The 17,033-nt window shown below is 60.6% G+C and carries 18 protein-coding genes; 16 read left to right on the top strand and 2 right to left on the bottom strand.

The window, feature by feature from the left end:
- The first annotated feature begins 56 nt into the window (after nucleotides 1-56).
- From ACTV8E_RS18030 to rpoS, 9 genes are all read left to right on the top strand, one after another.
- Nucleotides 57-1,172 carry an S-(hydroxymethyl)glutathione dehydrogenase/class III alcohol dehydrogenase gene (locus ACTV8E_RS18030; protein WP_443200386.1) on the top strand — a complete coding sequence of 372 codons (1,116 nt, stop codon included), beginning with the start codon at nucleotides 57-59 and terminating at the stop codon, nucleotides 1,170-1,172.
- Nucleotides 1,173-1,266: 94 nt separating this feature from the next.
- Entirely contained in the window at nucleotides 1,267-2,109 is an 843-nt protein-coding gene (fghA, locus tag ACTV8E_RS18025; RefSeq protein ID WP_443200385.1) for an S-formylglutathione hydrolase, read from the top strand.
- A 196-nt stretch (nucleotides 2,110-2,305) separates the two neighbouring features.
- On the top strand, nucleotides 2,306-2,779 hold the full coding sequence (gene ispF, locus ACTV8E_RS18020) for a 2-C-methyl-D-erythritol 2,4-cyclodiphosphate synthase (protein ID WP_443200384.1): 474 nt from the start codon (nucleotides 2,306-2,308) through the stop codon (nucleotides 2,777-2,779).
- Complete coding sequence (gene truD, locus ACTV8E_RS18015; protein ID WP_443200383.1) at nucleotides 2,776-3,834, top strand: tRNA pseudouridine(13) synthase TruD; 1,059 nt, start codon at nucleotides 2,776-2,778, stop codon at nucleotides 3,832-3,834. Before ispF ends, truD begins: the two co-directional genes overlap by 4 nt.
- Nucleotides 3,822-4,571, top strand: coding sequence for a 5'/3'-nucleotidase SurE (surE, locus tag ACTV8E_RS18010; RefSeq protein WP_251837155.1), 750 nt, complete (start codon nucleotides 3,822-3,824; stop codon nucleotides 4,569-4,571). Before truD ends, surE begins: the two co-directional genes overlap by 13 nt.
- 41 nt (nucleotides 4,572-4,612) lie before the next feature.
- Complete coding sequence (locus tag ACTV8E_RS18005; RefSeq protein ID WP_251837189.1) at nucleotides 4,613-5,248, top strand: protein-L-isoaspartate(D-aspartate) O-methyltransferase; 636 nt, start codon at nucleotides 4,613-4,615, stop codon at nucleotides 5,246-5,248.
- A gap of 18 nt (nucleotides 5,249-5,266) precedes the next feature.
- On the top strand, nucleotides 5,267-6,202 hold the full coding sequence (locus ACTV8E_RS18000; RefSeq protein ID WP_251837154.1) for a DUF368 domain-containing protein: 936 nt from the start codon (nucleotides 5,267-5,269) through the stop codon (nucleotides 6,200-6,202).
- A gap of 90 nt (nucleotides 6,203-6,292) precedes the next feature.
- Nucleotides 6,293-7,108: a peptidoglycan DD-metalloendopeptidase family protein gene (locus tag ACTV8E_RS17995; RefSeq protein WP_443200382.1), complete on the top strand. Its 816-nt coding sequence runs from the start codon at nucleotides 6,293-6,295 to the stop codon at nucleotides 7,106-7,108.
- Between the two features lie 93 nt (nucleotides 7,109-7,201).
- A complete protein-coding gene (gene rpoS, locus ACTV8E_RS17990) occupies nucleotides 7,202-8,203 on the top strand; it encodes an RNA polymerase sigma factor RpoS (protein ID WP_251837153.1) in 1,002 nt (333 codons plus the stop codon).
- 179 nt (nucleotides 8,204-8,382) lie between these two features.
- Here the strand turns inward: rpoS and fdxA are convergent, their stop codons facing one another.
- Entirely contained in the window at nucleotides 8,383-8,706 is a 324-nt protein-coding gene (gene fdxA / locus ACTV8E_RS17985) for a ferredoxin FdxA (protein ID WP_251837152.1), read from the bottom strand.
- 137 nt (nucleotides 8,707-8,843) lie between these two features.
- Nucleotides 8,844-11,417, bottom strand: coding sequence for a DNA mismatch repair protein MutS (mutS, locus tag ACTV8E_RS17980; RefSeq protein WP_251837151.1), 2,574 nt, complete (start codon nucleotides 11,415-11,417; stop codon nucleotides 8,844-8,846).
- Between the two features lie 129 nt (nucleotides 11,418-11,546).
- Here mutS and ACTV8E_RS17975 point away from each other — a divergent pair, with 129 nt between their 5' ends.
- The 7 genes from ACTV8E_RS17975 to flgE all read left to right on the top strand — a co-directional run bounded on the left by ACTV8E_RS17975 (nucleotide 11,547) and on the right by flgE (nucleotide 16,954).
- Nucleotides 11,547-12,047 carry a CinA family protein gene (locus tag ACTV8E_RS17975; protein ID WP_273535404.1) on the top strand — a complete coding sequence of 167 codons (501 nt, stop codon included), beginning with the start codon at nucleotides 11,547-11,549 and terminating at the stop codon, nucleotides 12,045-12,047.
- An 85-nt stretch (nucleotides 12,048-12,132) separates the two neighbouring features.
- Nucleotides 12,133-13,206, top strand: a complete 1,074-nt coding sequence (recA, locus tag ACTV8E_RS17970; protein WP_251837149.1) for a recombinase RecA — start codon at nucleotides 12,133-12,135, stop codon at nucleotides 13,204-13,206.
- Nucleotides 13,207-13,217: 11 nt separating this feature from the next.
- Complete coding sequence (gene recX, locus ACTV8E_RS17965) at nucleotides 13,218-13,682, top strand: recombination regulator RecX (RefSeq protein WP_443200381.1); 465 nt, start codon at nucleotides 13,218-13,220, stop codon at nucleotides 13,680-13,682.
- Between the two features lie 396 nt (nucleotides 13,683-14,078).
- Nucleotides 14,079-14,486 carry a flagellar basal body rod protein FlgB gene (gene flgB / locus ACTV8E_RS17960; RefSeq protein WP_251837147.1) on the top strand — a complete coding sequence of 136 codons (408 nt, stop codon included), beginning with the start codon at nucleotides 14,079-14,081 and terminating at the stop codon, nucleotides 14,484-14,486.
- A 3-nt stretch (nucleotides 14,487-14,489) separates the two neighbouring features.
- On the top strand, nucleotides 14,490-14,936 hold the full coding sequence (gene flgC / locus ACTV8E_RS17955; RefSeq protein WP_251837146.1) for a flagellar basal body rod protein FlgC: 447 nt from the start codon (nucleotides 14,490-14,492) through the stop codon (nucleotides 14,934-14,936).
- Between the two features lie 14 nt (nucleotides 14,937-14,950).
- Nucleotides 14,951-15,628 carry a flagellar hook assembly protein FlgD gene (locus ACTV8E_RS17950; RefSeq protein ID WP_273537652.1) on the top strand — a complete coding sequence of 226 codons (678 nt, stop codon included), beginning with the start codon at nucleotides 14,951-14,953 and terminating at the stop codon, nucleotides 15,626-15,628.
- A gap of 24 nt (nucleotides 15,629-15,652) precedes the next feature.
- The gene (gene flgE / locus ACTV8E_RS17945; protein WP_273537655.1) at nucleotides 15,653-16,954 is read left to right on the top strand and encodes a flagellar hook protein FlgE; all 1,302 of its coding nucleotides are present in this window, start codon (nucleotides 15,653-15,655) and stop codon (nucleotides 16,952-16,954) included.
- Nucleotides 16,955-17,033 lie beyond the last annotated feature (79 nt).

The raw sequence follows: 17,033 nt of genomic DNA, 5'->3' as shown, positions 1-17,033 counted from the left end.
TGATTCGCCGTGAATTACACTTGGACTCTTTCCATCCCTCACTACGAGACGTGTCCATGACCATCAAATCCCGTGCCGCCGTTGCCTTCGGGCCGAACCAGCCGCTGCAGATCGTCGAGGTCGATGTCGCCCCGCCGAAAGCCGGTGAAGTTCTAGTGCGCATCGTCGCCACCGGCGTGTGCCACACCGACGCCTACACGCTGTCCGGGCAGGATTCCGAAGGCGTGTTCCCCTGCATCCTGGGGCACGAGGGCGGCGGCATTGTCGAGGCGGTGGGTGAAGGGGTCACCTCGCTGGCCGTGGGCGACCACGTTATTCCGCTGTACACCGCCGAGTGCGGCGAGTGCAAATTCTGCAAATCCGGCAAAACCAACCTGTGCTGCGCGGTGCGTGCCACCCAGGGCAAGGGGCTGATGCCGGACGGTACCACGCGCTTCTCCTACAACGGCGAGCCGGTCTACCACTACATGGGCTGCTCGACCTTCTCCGAGTACACCGTTTTGCCGGAGGTGTCGCTGGCCAAGATTCCCCAGGAGGCACCGCTGGAGAAGGTGTGCCTGCTCGGTTGTGGCGTGACCACTGGCATCGGCGCGGTCCTCAACACCGCCAAGGTGGAAGAGGGCGCCACCGTGGCGATCTTCGGTCTGGGCGGTATTGGTCTGGCGGCAATCATTGGCGCGAAGATGGCCAAGGCCAGCCGCATCATCGCCATCGACATCAATCCGGCCAAGTTCGATGTGGCCCGCGAGCTGGGCGCCACCGATTTCGTCAACCCGAAGGATCATGCCAAGCCGATCCAGGACGTGATCGTGGAAATGACCGACGGCGGCGTGGACCACAGTTTCGAGTGCGTGGGCAACGTGGACCTGATGCGTGCCGCCTTGGAATGCGCGCATAAGGGTTGGGGCGAGTCGACCATCATCGGCGTGGCACCTGCCGGCGCGGAGATCAGCACCCGGCCGTTCCAGCTGGTGACCGGGCGCGTGTGGCGCGGTTCGGCGTTCGGTGGCGTCAAAGGCCGCACTGAGCTGCCCAGCTACGTGGAGAAGTCCCAGACAGGCGAGATCCCGCTGGATACCTTCATCACTCACACCATGGGTCTTGAAGAGATCAACAAGGCGTTTGATCTGATGCACGAAGGCAAGAGCATCCGCACCGTCATCCATTTCTGATCCGTAGGGTGGATAACTCCGTCGCCAGACGGCTTATCCACCTGGGAGTTGTGGAAAACGCTTCGCGGTTTTCCACCCTACGAGAGGCATACCCATGACCCTTGAAAACATTTCCTGCAACAAGAGCTTCGGTGGCTGGCACAAACGTTACCGCCACCGCTCCAGCAGCCTGAACTGCGACATGGTATTTGCCGTCTACCTGCCGCCGCAGGCGGAGCAGGGCGCCAAGTTGCCGGTGCTGTACTGGCTGAGTGGTCTGACCTGTTCGGATGAGAACTTCATGCAGAAGGCCGGCGCCCACAAGCTGGCCGCCGAACTGGGGTTGATCATTGTTGCGCCGGACACCAGCCCGCGCGGGGCCGAGGTGCCGGACGATCCCGAAGGCGCTTGGGATTTCGGTCTAGGCGCCGGTTTCTACGTGAATGCCACCCAGCAACCCTGGGCCCGGCACTACCGTATGTATGACTACGTGGTGCACGAGCTGCCCATGCTGATCGAGGCGAATTTCCCGGCCTCGGACAAACGCGGGATCAGCGGCCATTCCATGGGCGGCCATGGGGCATTGGTCTGCGCGCTGAAAAACCCCGGACGTTACCAATCGGTGTCGGCCTTCGCACCAATCGGCAACCCGTCCAGCTGCCCCTGGGGTGAAAAGGCCTTCTCTAACTATCTGGGCGCCGATCGTTCCGCATGGCAGGAGTGGGATACCTGCGCGCTGCTCACGCGAGCCAATGAGAAATTGGCGATGCTGGTGGATCAGGGCGACCGTGATGATTTCCTTGAGGTGCAGCTCAAGCCTGAGGTCCTGCGTGCTACCGCCGAGGCGGCCGGGCATGCACTGACATTGCGTTTGCAGCCTGGGTATGACCACAGCTATTACTTCATCGCCAGTTTTATTGACGATCACCTGCGTTACCACGCGGAAAAGCTGGTTTAGTTTAAGGCTGTCGTAGGAGCGGACTCGCCCGCGAGGCAGACGATACCGTGGTGTGTGTGGAATCGCGATCGAGCGCGCTCCTACGCTTGAATGCCTATGGGCCTGGCACGCGCGTCTTTGCAACGCGCGCCCAACCGGCGCCCAGGCCCGCTTTCGGTTAGAATCACGCCCTGTCTTTTGCAGGGCTTTTTTCATTATGCGTATCGGTCATGGCTACGACGTGCATCGTTTTGGCGAGGGTGATTTCATTACTCTCGGCGGTGTGCGAATCCCCCATAAGTTCGGGCTGCTCGCCCATTCCGACGGCGACGTGGTGCTGCATGCGCTGAGCGATGCGCTGTTAGGCGCCGCCGCGCTGGGCGATATCGGCAAGCACTTTCCGGACACCGACCCGGCCTACAAGGGCGCCGACAGCCGCGTGCTGTTGCGTCATGTGCTCAAGCAGGTGCAGGCCAAGGGCTGGCGGGTTGGCAATATCGACGCCACCATCGTTGCCCAGGCACCGAAACTGGCGCCGCATATCGAAGCCATGCGTGCGCTGATCGCCGAAGACCTGCAGGTTGAACTGAATCAGGTCAACGTCAAGGCCACCACCACCGAGAAGCTCGGCTTCGTCGGGCGCGAGGAGGGGATCGCCGTACATGCCGTAGCCCTGTTGCTGGCGCAATGAACGAACTGGAGCTGCTCGGGCCACGCGCCTACGGGGAATCCTGCGGCCAGGCCGTGCTCAAGGAAACCGCCGAGGATTTCCAGGTTGATGAGGTGCTTGATATCCCGCTCAGCGGCGCTGGCGAGCATCTCTGGTTGTGGGTTGAAAAGCGCAATCTGAACACCGAAGAAGCCGCGCGGAGAATTGCCCGCGCTGCAGGCGTGCCACTCAAGCAGGTCAGCTATGCCGGCCTGAAGGATCGTCAGGCGCTGACTCGGCAATGGTTTAGCTTGCATTTGCCCGGCAAGACCGACCCTGATCTGAGTGCCGCCGAAGACGAAACGTTGCATCTGCTCAAACAGGTTCGCCACAGTCGCAAGCTGCAGCGCGGCGCCCATGCGGCCAATGGCTTCACGCTACGCCTGATGCACCTGCGGGCCGATCACGCTGAGCTCGATGCCCGCTTGCAGCGCATCAAGACCGAAGGGGTGCCGAACTACTTTGGCCTGCAGCGCTTCGGGTTTGACGGCGGCAACGTCCTGCAGGCGCGGGATTTTGCTGCGCGTCAGGAATTGCCCGTGCAGCGTAACCTGCGCTCACGGTTGCTCTCCTCGGCACGCAGTTATGTATTCAACCGAGTGCTGGCACGCCGGGTGGACGAAGGCACCTGGGATCGTGCCCAGATCGGCGATCTGCTGGCCTTCACCGACAGCCGCAGTTTCTTTCCGGCGGGAGAAGCTGAATGTCAGGATCCGCGCCTGGCCATTCTCGATCTGCATCCCACCGGACCGCTGTGGGGCGAAGGCAAGCCGGAAAGCAGCGGGTCGAGCCTGGCGCTGGAGCAGGCCGTCGCAGCGAGCGAGGAAGAGCTGTGTGCCTGGCTGCAGAAGGCGGGCATGAACCATGAGCGGCGAATCCTGCGCCTCCCCATTGGCGACCTGACATGGCATTATCCCGCGTCTGACATTCTGCAACTGCACTTCGTCCTGCCGGCCGGATGTTTCGCCACCGTTGTGGTGCGTGAACTGCTAGATCTGTTGCCCGCGGGACCGATGGATTCTTCATGCGTATTCTGATTGCCAATGATGACGGGGTGCATGCGCCCGGACTTGCCGCGCTGCACGATGCGCTGGCCGATTATGCCGAGTGCGTGGTGGTTGCACCCATGCAAGATATGAGTGGTGCGAGCAGCTCGCTGACCCTGGACCGGCCGCTGCATCCGCACTGGATGCCCAATGGTTTCATCGGGGTTGACGGGACGCCCGCTGATTGCGTCCATCTGGCTCTCAACGGCTTGCTCGACGTGCGGCCCGACATGGTGGTTTCCGGGATTAACCTGGGCGCCAACCTCGGCGACGATGTGCTGTACTCCGGTACGGTCGCTGCGGCTATTGAAGGGCGCTCCACCGGTTTGCCACCGTTTGCCTTCTCGCTGGTGTCGCGACTGCCGGACAATTTGCCTTGCGCAGCGCACATCGCGCGAACGCTGATTGCCAACCATGAGCGCCTGGACCTGCCGCCACGCACGGTGCTGAGTGTGAATATTCCCAATCTGCCACTGGAGCGTATCCGGGGTATTCGCCTGACTCGGCTCGGGCATCGGGCGCAGGCCAAGCCGCCGGTCAAGGTGGTGAATCCACGCGGCAAGGAAGGCTACTGGATTTCCGTGGCGGGCGACGCCGAAGACGGCGGACCGGGCACAGACTTCCATGCGGTGATGCAAGGGTATGTGTCGGTGACCCCGTTGCAGCTGGATAGGACGTTTCATGAGGCCTTCCGTGGTCTCGACACCTGGCTGGAGGACTTGCTGTGATCAACCGCGAGCACGATGGCCTAGCGCGCCGCGGCATCGGCATGACGTCGCAACGTACCCGTGAGCGTTTGATTCAGCGCCTCTACGAGGAAGGGTTGTCCAACGCCCACGTTCTGGAAGTCATTCGTCGCACGCCGCGCCATCTGTTTGTTGACGAGGCGCTGGCGCATCGTGCCTATGAAGATACGGCGCTGCCCATCGGCCACAATCAGACCATCTCGCAACCCTACATGGTCGGACGCATGACCGAGCTGTTGCTGGCTGCTGGTCCTCTGGACAAGGTGCTGGAAATCGGCACCGGTTCCGGTTATCAGACGGCTGTGCTGGCCCAGCTGGTCGAACGCGTGTTCTCGGTCGAACGTATCCAGGGGCTGCAGGACCGTGCCAAGGAGCGCCTGCTCGAACTGGAGTTGCGTAACGTGGTGTTTCGCTGGGGCGATGGCTGGGAGGGCTGGCCTGCGCTGGCGCCCTACAATGGCATCATTGTCACGGCTGCAGCCAGTACCGTCCCGCAGGCGTTGCTCGATCAGTTGGCGCCGGGTGGACGTCTGGTGATTCCGGTGGGTAGCGGCGTTGAGCAGCAGTTGTTATTGATCGTGCGCGAGGAGCATGGTTTTTCCCGCCACGTACTGGATGCTGTGCGTTTCGTCCCCTTGCTCAACGGGCCGCTGGCCTGACTCTCGCCACGGAAGATCATGAAGAAAACCATTCTGCTGTACATCAAGGGCATGGCCATGGGCGCCGTTGATGTGGTGCCCGGTTTTTCCGGTGGCACTGTCGCGTTGATCACCGGCATCTACGACAAGTTGCTGGCCTCGCTGGCCGCGATTCCCGCCGCGTTAGCCCTGTTTGTACGGGGGCGAATCAAGGGTGCCTGGCAGGCGTGTAACGCTACGTTCTTGCTGGTGGTGATGCTTGGCGTTCTGACCAGCGTATTCACACTGGCCAAAGCCATCAGCTATCTGATGGATACCCATCCGGTACCGTTGTGGGCGTTCTTCTTTGGCCTGGTGCTGGTATCGGTCCACCTGGTGGGGCGCGAAGTGGTCTCGTGGAGCTGGAACCGCATGTTGGGCTTTGTCGTGGGCCTGGCGCTGGCGGTGTGGATTACCCTAGCGGCACCGTTGCAACTGGCGGCAGATCCGCTGACGCTGTTCTTTGCCGGCGCGATTGCCATCAGTGCGATGATCCTTCCGGGGATCTCCGGCAGCTTCATTCTGGTACTGCTTGGCTTGTACCCGGTAGTGCTGGGCGCGGTGAAAAACCTGGATATCGCTATCCTTGCGGTATTCAGTGCCGGCTGCTTGTTGGGCTTGCTGAGCTTTTCCCGGCTGCTGAGCTGGATGCTGGCGCATGTGCGTGACCTTACCCTGGCTACGCTGACGGGCATCATGCTCGGTTCGCTGGGCAAAGTCTGGCCGTGGAAGCACACCCTGACTTGGCAGACCAACAGCCGCGGTGAGTCCTATCCGTTACTGCAGGAGAACCTTATGCCGGCTGGGTATGCACAAGTCAGTGGTCAGGATCCTCAGGTGATATTGGCGCTTGTGCTGGCTGTGCTGGCTGTGGGAATGGTCCTGGGTATCGAGCGTCTGGCCAGGCAGCAATCCGTGGCGGCAGCTGAGCAGTGAACGCCCCTATTGAAGTGCCTCGCATGAGGCCAGGAGAGTGACCGTTTGAATCCCTCTGGGAGCGCGCGAAACGTTAGCAAGCTGGCTGGCTTGGCATTGGTCATTGCTGGCCTGCAGCTCGCTGGCTGTGCATCGCCTCCTCCTGGTGGGGTGCCGGTCATTGATCGCAATCAGAGTGCCTATCTGCGCGAGCCGCTTCGGCGAGGCCAGCATCGAGTGCAGTCAGGCGAAACGCTCTATTCCATTGCGTTTCGCTTCGGTTGGGACTGGAAAGCCCTGGCGCAACATAATCGCATTCCGCCACCTTATGTGATCTATCCTGGGCAGACCATTCGCTTTTCGGGTGCGAGTAGGGGCAGCCAATCAGCGATCCGACAAACGGTTGCAAAGCCTATAGGCAAACCGGCTACCACCGCTTCATCGCAGCCTATAGTTCCCAAGCCAGCCAGTCCGTCCCCTGTAAAACCCACGCCTGCTGCGGTTACCACGCCAACCCCTCAACCGGCCTCCTCGTCGACATCAGCCGCCCGTTCATCTGCTGGATGGGTCTGGCCGTCGGCTGGTGAACTGATTGGGCGGTTTGCTTCAAACGCGAGTTTGAATAAAGGAATTGATATCGCTGGGCAATTAGGACAGCCTGTTTTAGCAGCGTCTGATGGTCTAGTGGTGTACGCCGGGAGTGGTTTGCGGGGCTACGGCGAGTTGTTGATCATCAAGCATGACGACGTCTATGTGAGCGCCTACGGGCACAATCGTAGACTGTTGGTGCGGGAAGGACAGCAGGTCAAGGCCGGGCAGACCATTGCTGAGATGGGATCAACAGGGACGGACCGGGTGAAGCTCCACTTCGAGATTCGCCGCCAGGGTAAACCTGTCGATCCCCAACAATATTTGCCGCGTCGCTAAGATTTGCCGCCCATCCCGCATTGCGGATGGGCTCTGGTACACAAGGAATGCGTGTGCCTGAGCTGTTGTCGAACTCAGTAAGGGACAATAACAATGGCACTCAACAAAGAAGCGCCTGAGTTTGAAGTCGACGACGAAGTGCTCCTTCTGGAGCCTGCTGTCGTTTTCGACGAAACACTGAGCGAAGAAAGCGAAAGACCTGTCGCCAGTTCAAAGGCCAAATCATCAGCAGCAAGACAGCACAAGTACATTGACTATAGTCGTGCACTTGATGCCACACAGTTATATCTCAACGAAATCGGTTTCTCTCCACTGCTGACCCCAGCAGAGGAAGTCTATTTTGCGCGCTTGGCGCAGCGGGGCGACCCGGCTGGACGTAAGCGCATGATCGAAAGCAACTTGCGGCTGGTGGTTAAAATCGCCCGGCGCTACGTCAATCGCGGCCTTTCATTGCTGGATCTGATCGAGGAGGGCAACCTCGGACTGATCCGCGCCGTGGAAAAATTCGACCCCGAGCGCGGGTTCCGATTCTCTACCTACGCCACCTGGTGGATTCGGCAAACCATCGAGCGGGCGATCATGAATCAGACCCGTACCATTCGTTTGCCGATACACGTGGTCAAGGAGCTCAACGTCTATCTGCGCGCCGCGCGCGAGTTGACTCAGAAACTCGACCACGAGCCTTCCCCTGAAGAGATCGCCAACCTACTGGAACGGCCCGTCGCCGATGTAAAGCGTATGCTCGGCCTGAACGAGCGGGTGACCTCCGTCGATGTTTCTCTCGGGCCGGACTCGGATAAGACCCTGCTCGATACACTCACCGATGACCGGCCCACCGACCCCTGTGAACTGCTGCAGGACGACGATCTTTCGCAAAGCATCGACCTGTGGTTGTCGGACCTCACCGAGAAGCAGCGCGAGGTGGTCATACGGCGCTTCGGCTTGCGCGGCCATGAAAGCAGCACATTGGAGGAAGTCGGCAAGGAAATTGGATTGACGCGTGAGCGTGTGCGGCAAATCCAAGTCGAGGCGCTCAAGCGGCTGCGTGAAATACTCGAGAAGAACGGATTGTCCAGCGAGTCGCTGTTCCAGTAGCGCGGCCACGGTCGTCTCGATGTTCTTCACAAAACACCGTTTTCCGTTGTGCGGGAAACGGTGTTTTTTATTGCCGAAGCTAAAAGCCACTTACCGTGCGCAAACACAGCCGCCCCGTCACGGTAAAAAAAACCAAATAAAAAGCCCGCACGAAGCGGGCTTGACAGTACGTGCGCCGATCAGCGCTCCAGGTACTGCAACTTGTCCTTCACGCCGTCCCATTCTTCGGCATCGGGCAGCGATTCTTTCTTCTCGGTGATGTTCGGCCAGACGTCCGCCAAGTCGGCGTTTAGCTCGATGAATTCCTGCTGATCTTCCGGGACTTCATCTTCAGAGAAGATCGCCTGGGCCGGGCATTCCGGCTCGCACAGGGCGCAGTCGATGCACTCGTCGGGGTGAATGACGAGAAAATTGGGGCCTTCGTAGAAGCAGTCTACCGGGCAGACTTCCACGCAATCGGTGTATTTGCACTTGATGCAGTTGTCGGTGACAACGAAGGTCATGTCGATACTCTCCTCTGGCGACGGCTGGAGCCCAGTCTTGGGTAGGGTCCCCGCTTGAATACGGACCGCCGCGGCTCAGGCTATGACCGGGCAATCTTGAAAACGCGCGGGATTCTAGCAGCTCCCAGGCAATGTCGTTAGATGCGTTTCTTCCACCCATAGAGCAGATCCAGCGCTTGACGCGGCGTTAGTCCATCCGGGTCGAGGCGTGAAAGCTCGTCCACCACGGGATGCGGCAGACTGGCGAACATATCGCTTTGCAGCGGTGCGACAGATTGTCCCGGCTGCGCGCGTGGCGTCTCATGAGGCAAGCTGGTGACCTCAAGGCGTGCCAGATGTTCGCGGGCGCGGTCGATCACCGGATTGGGCACTCCGGCCAGTTGCGCCACCGCCAACCCATAACTCTGGCTGGCCGGCCCAGGCAGAACATGGTGCAGGAAGACTATGCGCTCTTTATGTTCAGTGGCGCTGAGGTGCACGTTGGCGACCACCGGCTCGCTCTCGGGCAAGACGGTCAGTTCGAAGTAATGCGTGGCAAACAGCGTCCAGGCGCGCAGCTGAGCCAAGTGTTCCGCAGCGGCCCAGGCCAGGGACAGGCCATCAAAGGTGCTGGTGCCGCGTCCCACTTCATCCATCAGCACCAGGCTACGCTCGCTGGCGTTGTGCAGGATGTTGGCGGTTTCGCTCATCTCCACCATAAAGGTGGAACGCCCGCCCGCCAGGTCATCGCTGGAGCCGATGCGCGTAAAAATGCGGTCAACCATGGACAGTTCGCACTGCGCCGCCGGCACGAAGCTGCCGACATGGGCGAGCAGCACGATCAGCGCGGTCTGGCGCATGTAGGTGGATTTACCGCCCATGTTCGGCCCGGTGATGATCAGCATGCGAGTGCTGTCATCAAGGTTCAGGTCGTTGGCGACAAAGGGTGTGGCCAGGACCTGTTCGACCACCGGATGACGGCCTTGCTCGATGCGCATGCAGGGCTCGTCGACAAACCGTGGGCGATTGAGGTCCAGGGTCAGCGCGCGTTCGCCCAGGTTGCTCAACACATCCAGTTCGGCCAGTGCGGCGGCAGTTTCCTGCAGCGGTGCCAACTGGCCGATGAGGTGTTCCAGCAACTCTTCATAGAGCACTTTCTCACGGGCCAGAGCGCGGCTCTTGGCCGACAGGGCCTTATCCTCGAAGGCCTTCAGCTCGGGCGTGATGAAGCGCTCGGCGCCTTTGAGCGTCTGTCGACGGATATAGTCGGCGGGCGCCTGTTCGGCCTGTTTGCTCGGCAGCTCGATAAAGTAGCCGTGCACCCGGTTGTAGCCAACCTTGAGGTTAGGCAGACCGGTGCGAGCCTTTTCGCGTGCCTCCAGATCCATCAGGTACTGGCCAGCGTTCTCAGACAGCGACAACAGCTCGTCGAGTTCGGTGTCATAGCCGACCTTGAGCACGCCACCGTCACGAATCACCGCTGGCGGGTTGTCGATAATGGCTTTTTGCAGAAGCTCAGCCAGCTCTGGGTAGGTGCGCACATTGTCGGCCAGCTGCAGCAGATGCGGCGCCACCAGGTCCTGCATGGCCAATTGCAGTTCGGGGAGTGCGGCCAACGCATCGCGCAGGCGAGCCAGGTCCCGGGGACGGGCATTGCGCAGGCCGATACGCGCCAGGATGCGCTCCACGTCGCCGATTTCCTTGAGGCGGGGCTGCAGGTTTTCGTAACGGTAATTTTCCAGCAGGCAGGTAATGGCGTCCTGACGGGCTTCCAGCACGGCGCGGTCACGCAACGGGCGATTCAGCCAGCGACTGAGTAGGCGGCTGCCCATGGCGGTCTGGCAACGGTCGAGGACTGACTGCAGCGTATTGTCTCGTCCCCCTGACAGGTTGATATCCAGCTCCAGGTTGCGACGGGTGGCTGCGTCGAGGATGACGGTGTCGTCGAGACGCTCATGACGTAGGCCACGCAGGTGGGGCAGGGCCGTGCGCTGGGTTTCCTTGGCGTAAGCCAGCAAACAGCCGGCGGCGCCAATGGCCAGGGTCAGGCCTTCACAACCGAAGCCCTTGAGGTCCTGGGTGGCAAACTGCTGACAGAGGCTCTTGAACGCCGAATCACATTCGAAATCCCAAGGCGCTCGGCGGTGTACGCCCCGGCGCTTTTCCGCCGGCAGGCCTTGCGGCCAGTCATCGGGGATCAACAATTCAGTGGGGTTGAGACGCTCCAGTTCGGCCAGCAGCGGCTCCCAGCCCTTGATTTCCAGTACGCTGAAGCGGCCGCTGGTGATGTCCAGAACCGCCAGACCAAACAGCTTGTCATCCCCGAGCAGGGCGGCTAACAGGTTGTCGCGCCGCTCATCAAGCAACGCTTCGTCGCTGACCGTACCCGGCGTGAGGATGCGCACCACCTGACGTTCCACCGGGCCTTTGCTGGTGGCCGGATCGCCGACTTGCTCGCAGATCACCACCGACTCGCCCAGCTTGACCAGGCGCGCCAGGTAGCCTTCGGCGGAGTGGAAGGGAATGCCGGCCATGGGGATCGCTTGCCCGGCAGACTGTCCGCGTGAGGTCAGGGTGATGTCCAGCAGCTTGGCGGCCTTCTTGGCGTCCTCGTAGAACAGCTCATAGAAGTCTCCCATGCGGTAGAACATCATCTGGTCGGGATGCTGGGTCTTCAGCCTCCAGTACTGTTGCATCATCGGCGTGTGGGCTGAAAAGTCGCTGTGGCTCATGGTGTGGGCAATGTCCGGCTGAATCGCAAAGCCGCCTAGTGTACGGTATTCCCCCTTGAGCCTTTAACCGGGTCTGTTGCGGCTTCGTGTGCGGCTTGCGACAAAATCACTTAGACCTCAGGAGCGGACATGGACGAACTCACTCATTTGGCCCATCGGCTGGGCGCTGAGCTGCAACGCCTGGGCGCGCAGGTCACCACCGCCGAATCGTGCACCGGGGGCGGGATTGCCGAAGCGATCACGCGCATCCCTGGCAGTTCATCCTGGTTCGAGGCTGGCTATGTAACCTATTCCAATAGCCAGAAGACCGCGCAGCTGGGGGTGTCGGCCGCGCTGTTTGCGACGGTCGGCGCGGTCAGTCGCGAGGTGGTGGAGGCCATGGCGCTGGGCGCGGGGCGTTGCAGCGGCGCGCGGTTTGCCGTGGCGGTGAGCGGTATTGCCGGGCCGGATGGCGGCACGCCGGACAAGCCGGTAGGTACCGTCTGGTTGGCCTGGGCCGATGGCGCGCAGGTCACGACCCACTGTTATCGTTTTGCCGGCGATCGCGCCGAAGTGCGCCGTCGGTCGGTAGAAGCGGCCTTGCACGGATTGTTGCGACTGGTCATCGGAGAAAATCCCGGCGAGGGGTAGGCGAGCCTTTTTGCCTATGCTCTAATACTGGCTACTTATACAGTTGTTGCGGCCGTCTGGCCCTGTCGAATACGTGAGGAATTCAATGGACGAGAACAAGAAGCGCGCCTTGGCGGCGGCCCTGGGCCAGATCGAGAAGCAGTTTGGCAAGGGTGCGGTGATGCGCATGGGCGATCATGACCGTCAGGCCATTCCGGCCATTTCCACCGGCTCGCTGGGCCTGGATATTGCACTCGGTATTGGCGGCCTGCCCAAGGGCCGTATCGTGGAAATCTACGGTCCGGAATCCTCGGGTAAAACCACCCTGACCCTGTCGGTGATTGCCGAGGCGCAGAAGATGGGCGCCACCTGTGCCTTCGTCGATGCGGAGCACGCATTGGATCCTGAATACGCCGGCAAGCTCGGCGTGAATGTCGATGACCTGCTCGTCTCGCAGCCGGACACCGGTGAGCAGGCGCTGGAAATCACCGACATGCTGGTGCGCTCCAACGCCATCGACGTGATTGTGGTCGACTCCGTGGCAGCCTTGGTGCCCAAGGCGGAGATCGAAGGTGAAATGGGTGACATGCATGTCGGCCTGCAGGCCCGCCTGATGTCCCAGGCGCTGCGCAAGATCACCGGCAACATTAAGAATGCCAACTGCCTGGTGATCTTCATCAACCAGATCCGCATGAAGATCGGTGTGATGTTCGGCAGCCCGGAAACCACCACCGGTGGTAACGCGTTGAAGTTCTACGCCTCGGTGCGCCTGGATATTCGCCGTACCGGCGCGGTCAAGGAAGGCGATGAGGTGGTCGGCAGCGAAACCCGCGTCAAGGTCGTGAAGAACAAGGTCGCGCCGCCCTTCCGCCAGGCCGAGTTCCAGATCCTCTACGGCAAGGGTATCTACCGCAACGGCGAGATCATCGACCTTGGCGTGCAGCAGGGTCTGGTTGAGAAATCCGGTGCCTGGTACAGCTACCAGGGCAACAAGATCGGCCAGGGCAAGGCGAATGCCGCCAAGTATCTGGAAGACAACCTGGACGTGCGCGAGGCGCTGGACAAGGGCATTCGTGAAAAGCTGCTGGCCGCCCCGGTTAATGTGAAGGCGGGCTCTGGTGCCAAGGCCGAGGCCGACGCAAAGGCTACTGCCAAGGCGGAACTGGCCAGCGACCAGTAATCGTCTGATCTATGGCTATTGTTCTGGATACGCCTGTTGCTGTGCGTCGGGTTGCGATGGACCTGCTGGCGCGCCGCGAACATGGGCGCGCCGAGTTGACCCGCAAGCTACGTCAGCGTGGCGCGCCGCCTGAGCTGATCGACAGCGCTCTCGACCGATTGACGGAAGAAGGACTGCTCAATGAGGCGCGTTATCTGGAAAGCTATATCGCCAGTCGCGCCCGCGCCGGTTGTGGCCCAGCGCGAATTCGCGAAGAGCTTACCCAGCGTGGCCTGCCGCGTGCCGAAGTCGAGCAGGCACTGAGTCAATGCGAGGTGGACTGGACCGAGCAGCTACGCGAGGTCTGGCGGCGCAAGTTCGCCGGTCAGCTGCCGCAGGACGCCAAGGAGCGCGCTCGGCAAGGACGCTTCCTGGCGTATCGTGGTTATCCGCTGGAGCAGATCGGTCGCTTGCTGCGCAATGCGCTGGATGATTGAGATGCGTCTTCTGAGGCCCAGAGCTGCGCAGTTGTAATAAACCCTCTTCGCTGACCTTGTCTTTCTTGGCGAGGTGACCACCTTCACTGCAATCCGAGCCATTGCGCGCGCGCATTGTGGAAGGCTCGACCTCGGGCCGAGCTCTTGCTGTCGGGGCGACATCACTGGTCTTGCGGATGGCGAGTTCGTCACGGGTTTTGCCGCCTTGATTGCCGTCAGGCGGTAAACGCTTGCCGCTATTTTGCTAACCGGGCGCAGTAACGTCCTCCCGGGCTCGCTGAATCATGGCTGTCCATGCAAGTGGCACAATGATTGCTTTATCTCAGCCAGTATCCGCGGTCGGCAATTGTCTGGCGACCGCAGTTCCCTGTCCCAATGATGGGAAAGAGGTTGAGCATGAGCATCAGTTTCGACAAAGCCCTGGGCATTCATGAGAAGGCGTTGAGCTTCCGCTCCCAGCGTGCCGAGGTCTTGGCCAATAACATCGCCAACGCCGACACGCCGCATTACAAGGCGCGTGATGTGGAATTTTCCAGCGTCCTCGCGGCGCAGATGGAGCAGAGCAAAGGCAGCACGTTCAGCCTGAATCGTACCCAGGCCCGCCATATCGAAGGCGAGGGCGTGTCCTTCAGTGAAGCGGCGCTGCAATACCGCACCCCGCATCACCCGTCCATCGACGGCAACACCGTCGATGCACAGGTCGAGCAGGCCAGCTACGCGCAGAACGCCGTGGACTTTCAAGCCAGCTTTACCTTCCTCAACAGTAAATTCAAAGGGCTGATGTCGGCCCTGCGCGGAGAGTAAGCCATGTCGCTGACCAACGTGTTCAACATCGCCGGTAGTGGCATGAGCGCCCAGAGCACCCGTCTGAATACCGTGGCGAGCAACATCGCCAACGCCGAGACCGTGTCCTCCAGCATCGATCAGACCTATCGTGCCCGTAAGCCGGTGTTTGCCACCGTGTTGCACGATGCGACCAATCCCAACGCCAGTCAGTCGCTGTTCGATGAGCGTGGCAATGCCGGCGTCGGTGTGCAGGTCACCGGCATCGTCGAGGACCAGAGCGAGCTGCAGGCCCGCTATGAGCCGAGCCATCCGGCTGCGAACGCGGAAGGCTACGTGTTCTATCCGAACGTCAATGTGGTGGAAGAAATGGCCGACATGATCTCTGCCAGCCGGGCCTTCCAGACCAATGCGGAAATGATGAACACCGCGAAAACCATGATGCAGAAAGTACTGACTCTCGGTCAGTAAGGCGAAGGATCGACATGAGCACTGTCAATAACAACACCGCCCAATCCGTACTGGACCAATACCAGCACAAACCTGCAGCCAAGACCACTGGCGACAGCGCCATGGGCAAGGATTCCTTTCTGCAGCTGCTGGTCGCGCAGATGGAAAATCAGAACCCGCTGGACCCGCAGGACAACACGGCGTTCGTGGCCCAGCTGGCACAGTTCAGCAGCCTGGAAAGCATGAATAACCTGAACTCGACGGTGGAGTCCTTCATGGGTTCCTACCAGTCATCCCAGGCGCTGCAGGCCTCGTCTCTGGTTGGTCGCTCGGTGATCGTGCAAAGCGGTCAGGCGCTGGTGGACACCAGCAAGAGTTTTACCGGCAACGTGGTCATGCCCGCCAGTGGCAGCAACCTGAATATCAAGGTCTACAACGACAGCGGCGCCGTGGTGAAAACCCTGGAGCTGGGCGAATGGAGCGCAGGCTCCGTGGACTTCATCTGGGATGGCGTCAACGACGCTGGTGATCCAGTGGAGTCGGGCAATTACACCTTTGTTGCCGAGGCATTGATCGATGGCGAAGCCACCGCGTTGCCGACCTTCCTGCCGGCCACCGTTAACAGCGTCACCCTGGGTGGCGGTGAAATGTATTTGAACCTGGCTGGCATGGGGCGCGTACCGCTCTCCAGCGTGCAGACCATTGGCCAATAAAACCGATTTCCAAGGAGTTAACTCATGTCGTTCAACGTCGCTCTGAGCGGTCTGGCCGCAGCCAATAAAGATCTCGCTGTAACCGGCAACAACATCGCAAACGTCGCCACCACCGGCTTCAAGGGCTCGCGTGCGGAATTCGCTGACGTGTACTCGGCATCTATCCTCGGTACCGGCGGCAAGGTTGCGGGTGCTGGTGTGCGCACCGCTGCGATTTCTCAGCAGTTCACCCAGGGCAATATCAATAACACAGGCAACAGCCTGGATCTGGCGGTCAATGGCAATGGTTTCTTTGCTCTGAGCGCTCAGGGTCAGATGATGTACACCCGCGCCGGTGAGTTCGGTACGGACAAGGACGGTTATATTGTCAACAGTGCGGGCTATAAGCTGCAGGGCTACGGCATCAACTCCGCGGGCGATATCGTGGCGGGGCAGAAGGTCGACCTGCAGCTGGATAGCAGCAACGTGGCACCCAAGGCCACGACCCAGATTACCGAAACCCTGAATCTGGATTCCTCGGCGAAGGCTATTACCCTGGCTTTTGATCCGCAAAACACCAATACCTACAACTGGGCAACGTCGGTGCCGATGTACGACTCGCTGGGTAACGCCCACACTATGAGCCAGTACTTCACCAAGACGGCGGGTGGAAATTGGACGATGCAGGTGCTGGTCGATGGGCGTAATCCGGCCGACCCCAGCCAGGAGCCACCGGTGCCTGAGTCTGTGGACTTGGTGTTCGACTCCTCCGGAGCCCTGGATACGGCTACGGCTGGTACGGCGGGTATTACTGTCAATGCGGATGGTACTTTTTCGCTGACCAACTGGCTGCCGGGCGAGCAGCGGGCTGATGGTACCTGGGCGGGGAACGGTTCTGCCGCTGTTGCCAGTGTGGACATCGACATGACCAAGATGACCCAGTACAACGCAGTGTCCTCGGTCACCACCCAGACTCAGGATGGCTACGCCACGGGTCAGCTGGCCGGCTTGAATATCGACGAAACGGGCGTGATGTTCGCCAGCTACACCAACGGACAGTCTAAGCAGATCGGCCAAGTGATGCTGGTCAACTTCTCCAACGTCCAAGGTCTCAAGCCGGTTGGCGGGACTGCCTGGCTGGAAACCTACGCTTCAGGCGTGCCGGTGGAGGGTACGGCCAAGACTGGCACCTTTGGCGCCATGCAGGCAGGCGCACTGGAGGAGTCTAACGTCGACCTGACCGCGCAACTGGTGCAGCTCATCAAGGCGCAGAGCAACTACCAGGCCAACGCCAAGACCGTGACTACCGAAAGCACCATTTTGCAGACCACCATCCAGATGGGCTGAGGCGGGTAGCTTTAAAAAACGGGACGCCACGGGTGTCCCGTTTTTTTTGCCGCAGGGTTTGCTGGAAGCCCGTCCATTT

It is taken from the genome of Pseudomonas sp. B392_1p, assembly GCF_052245235.1.
In the GTDB taxonomy this organism is placed as follows: Bacteria; Pseudomonadota; Gammaproteobacteria; order Pseudomonadales; family Pseudomonadaceae; genus Serpens; species Serpens gallinarum.
Note: the sequence above shows the minus strand (reverse complement) of the source record. Positions and strands in the feature narration are given on the sequence as shown.

Bases quoted from the DNA above. Each gene is read 5' to 3' on its own strand.
- ACTV8E_RS18030 (WP_443200386.1), top strand. From the start codon at position 57: ATGACCATCAAATCCCGTGCCGCCGTTGCCTTCGGGCCGAACCAGCCG.
- fghA (WP_443200385.1), top strand. From the start codon at position 1,267: ATGACCCTTGAAAACATTTCCTGCAACAAGAGCTTCGGTGGCTGGCAC.
- ispF (WP_443200384.1), top strand. From the start codon at position 2,306: ATGCGTATCGGTCATGGCTACGACGTGCATCGTTTTGGCGAGGGTGAT.
- truD (WP_443200383.1), top strand. From the start codon at position 2,776: ATGAACGAACTGGAGCTGCTCGGGCCACGCGCCTACGGGGAATCCTGC.
- surE (WP_251837155.1), top strand. From the start codon at position 3,822: ATGCGTATTCTGATTGCCAATGATGACGGGGTGCATGCGCCCGGACTT.
- ACTV8E_RS18005 (WP_251837189.1), top strand. From the start codon at position 4,613: ATGACGTCGCAACGTACCCGTGAGCGTTTGATTCAGCGCCTCTACGAG.
- ACTV8E_RS18000 (WP_251837154.1), top strand. From the start codon at position 5,267: ATGAAGAAAACCATTCTGCTGTACATCAAGGGCATGGCCATGGGCGCC.
- rpoS (WP_251837153.1), top strand. From the start codon at position 7,202: ATGGCACTCAACAAAGAAGCGCCTGAGTTTGAAGTCGACGACGAAGTG.
- fdxA (WP_251837152.1), bottom strand. From the start codon at position 8,706: ATGACCTTCGTTGTCACCGACAACTGCATCAAGTGCAAATACACCGAT.
- mutS (WP_251837151.1), bottom strand. From the start codon at position 11,417: ATGAGCCACAGCGACTTTTCAGCCCACACGCCGATGATGCAACAGTAC.
- ACTV8E_RS17975 (WP_273535404.1), top strand. From the start codon at position 11,547: ATGGACGAACTCACTCATTTGGCCCATCGGCTGGGCGCTGAGCTGCAA.
- recA (WP_251837149.1), top strand. From the start codon at position 12,133: ATGGACGAGAACAAGAAGCGCGCCTTGGCGGCGGCCCTGGGCCAGATC.
- recX (WP_443200381.1), top strand. From the start codon at position 13,218: ATGGCTATTGTTCTGGATACGCCTGTTGCTGTGCGTCGGGTTGCGATG.
- flgB (WP_251837147.1), top strand. From the start codon at position 14,079: ATGAGCATCAGTTTCGACAAAGCCCTGGGCATTCATGAGAAGGCGTTG.
- flgC (WP_251837146.1), top strand. From the start codon at position 14,490: ATGTCGCTGACCAACGTGTTCAACATCGCCGGTAGTGGCATGAGCGCC.
- ACTV8E_RS17950 (WP_273537652.1), top strand. From the start codon at position 14,951: ATGAGCACTGTCAATAACAACACCGCCCAATCCGTACTGGACCAATAC.
- flgE (WP_273537655.1), top strand. From the start codon at position 15,653: ATGTCGTTCAACGTCGCTCTGAGCGGTCTGGCCGCAGCCAATAAAGAT.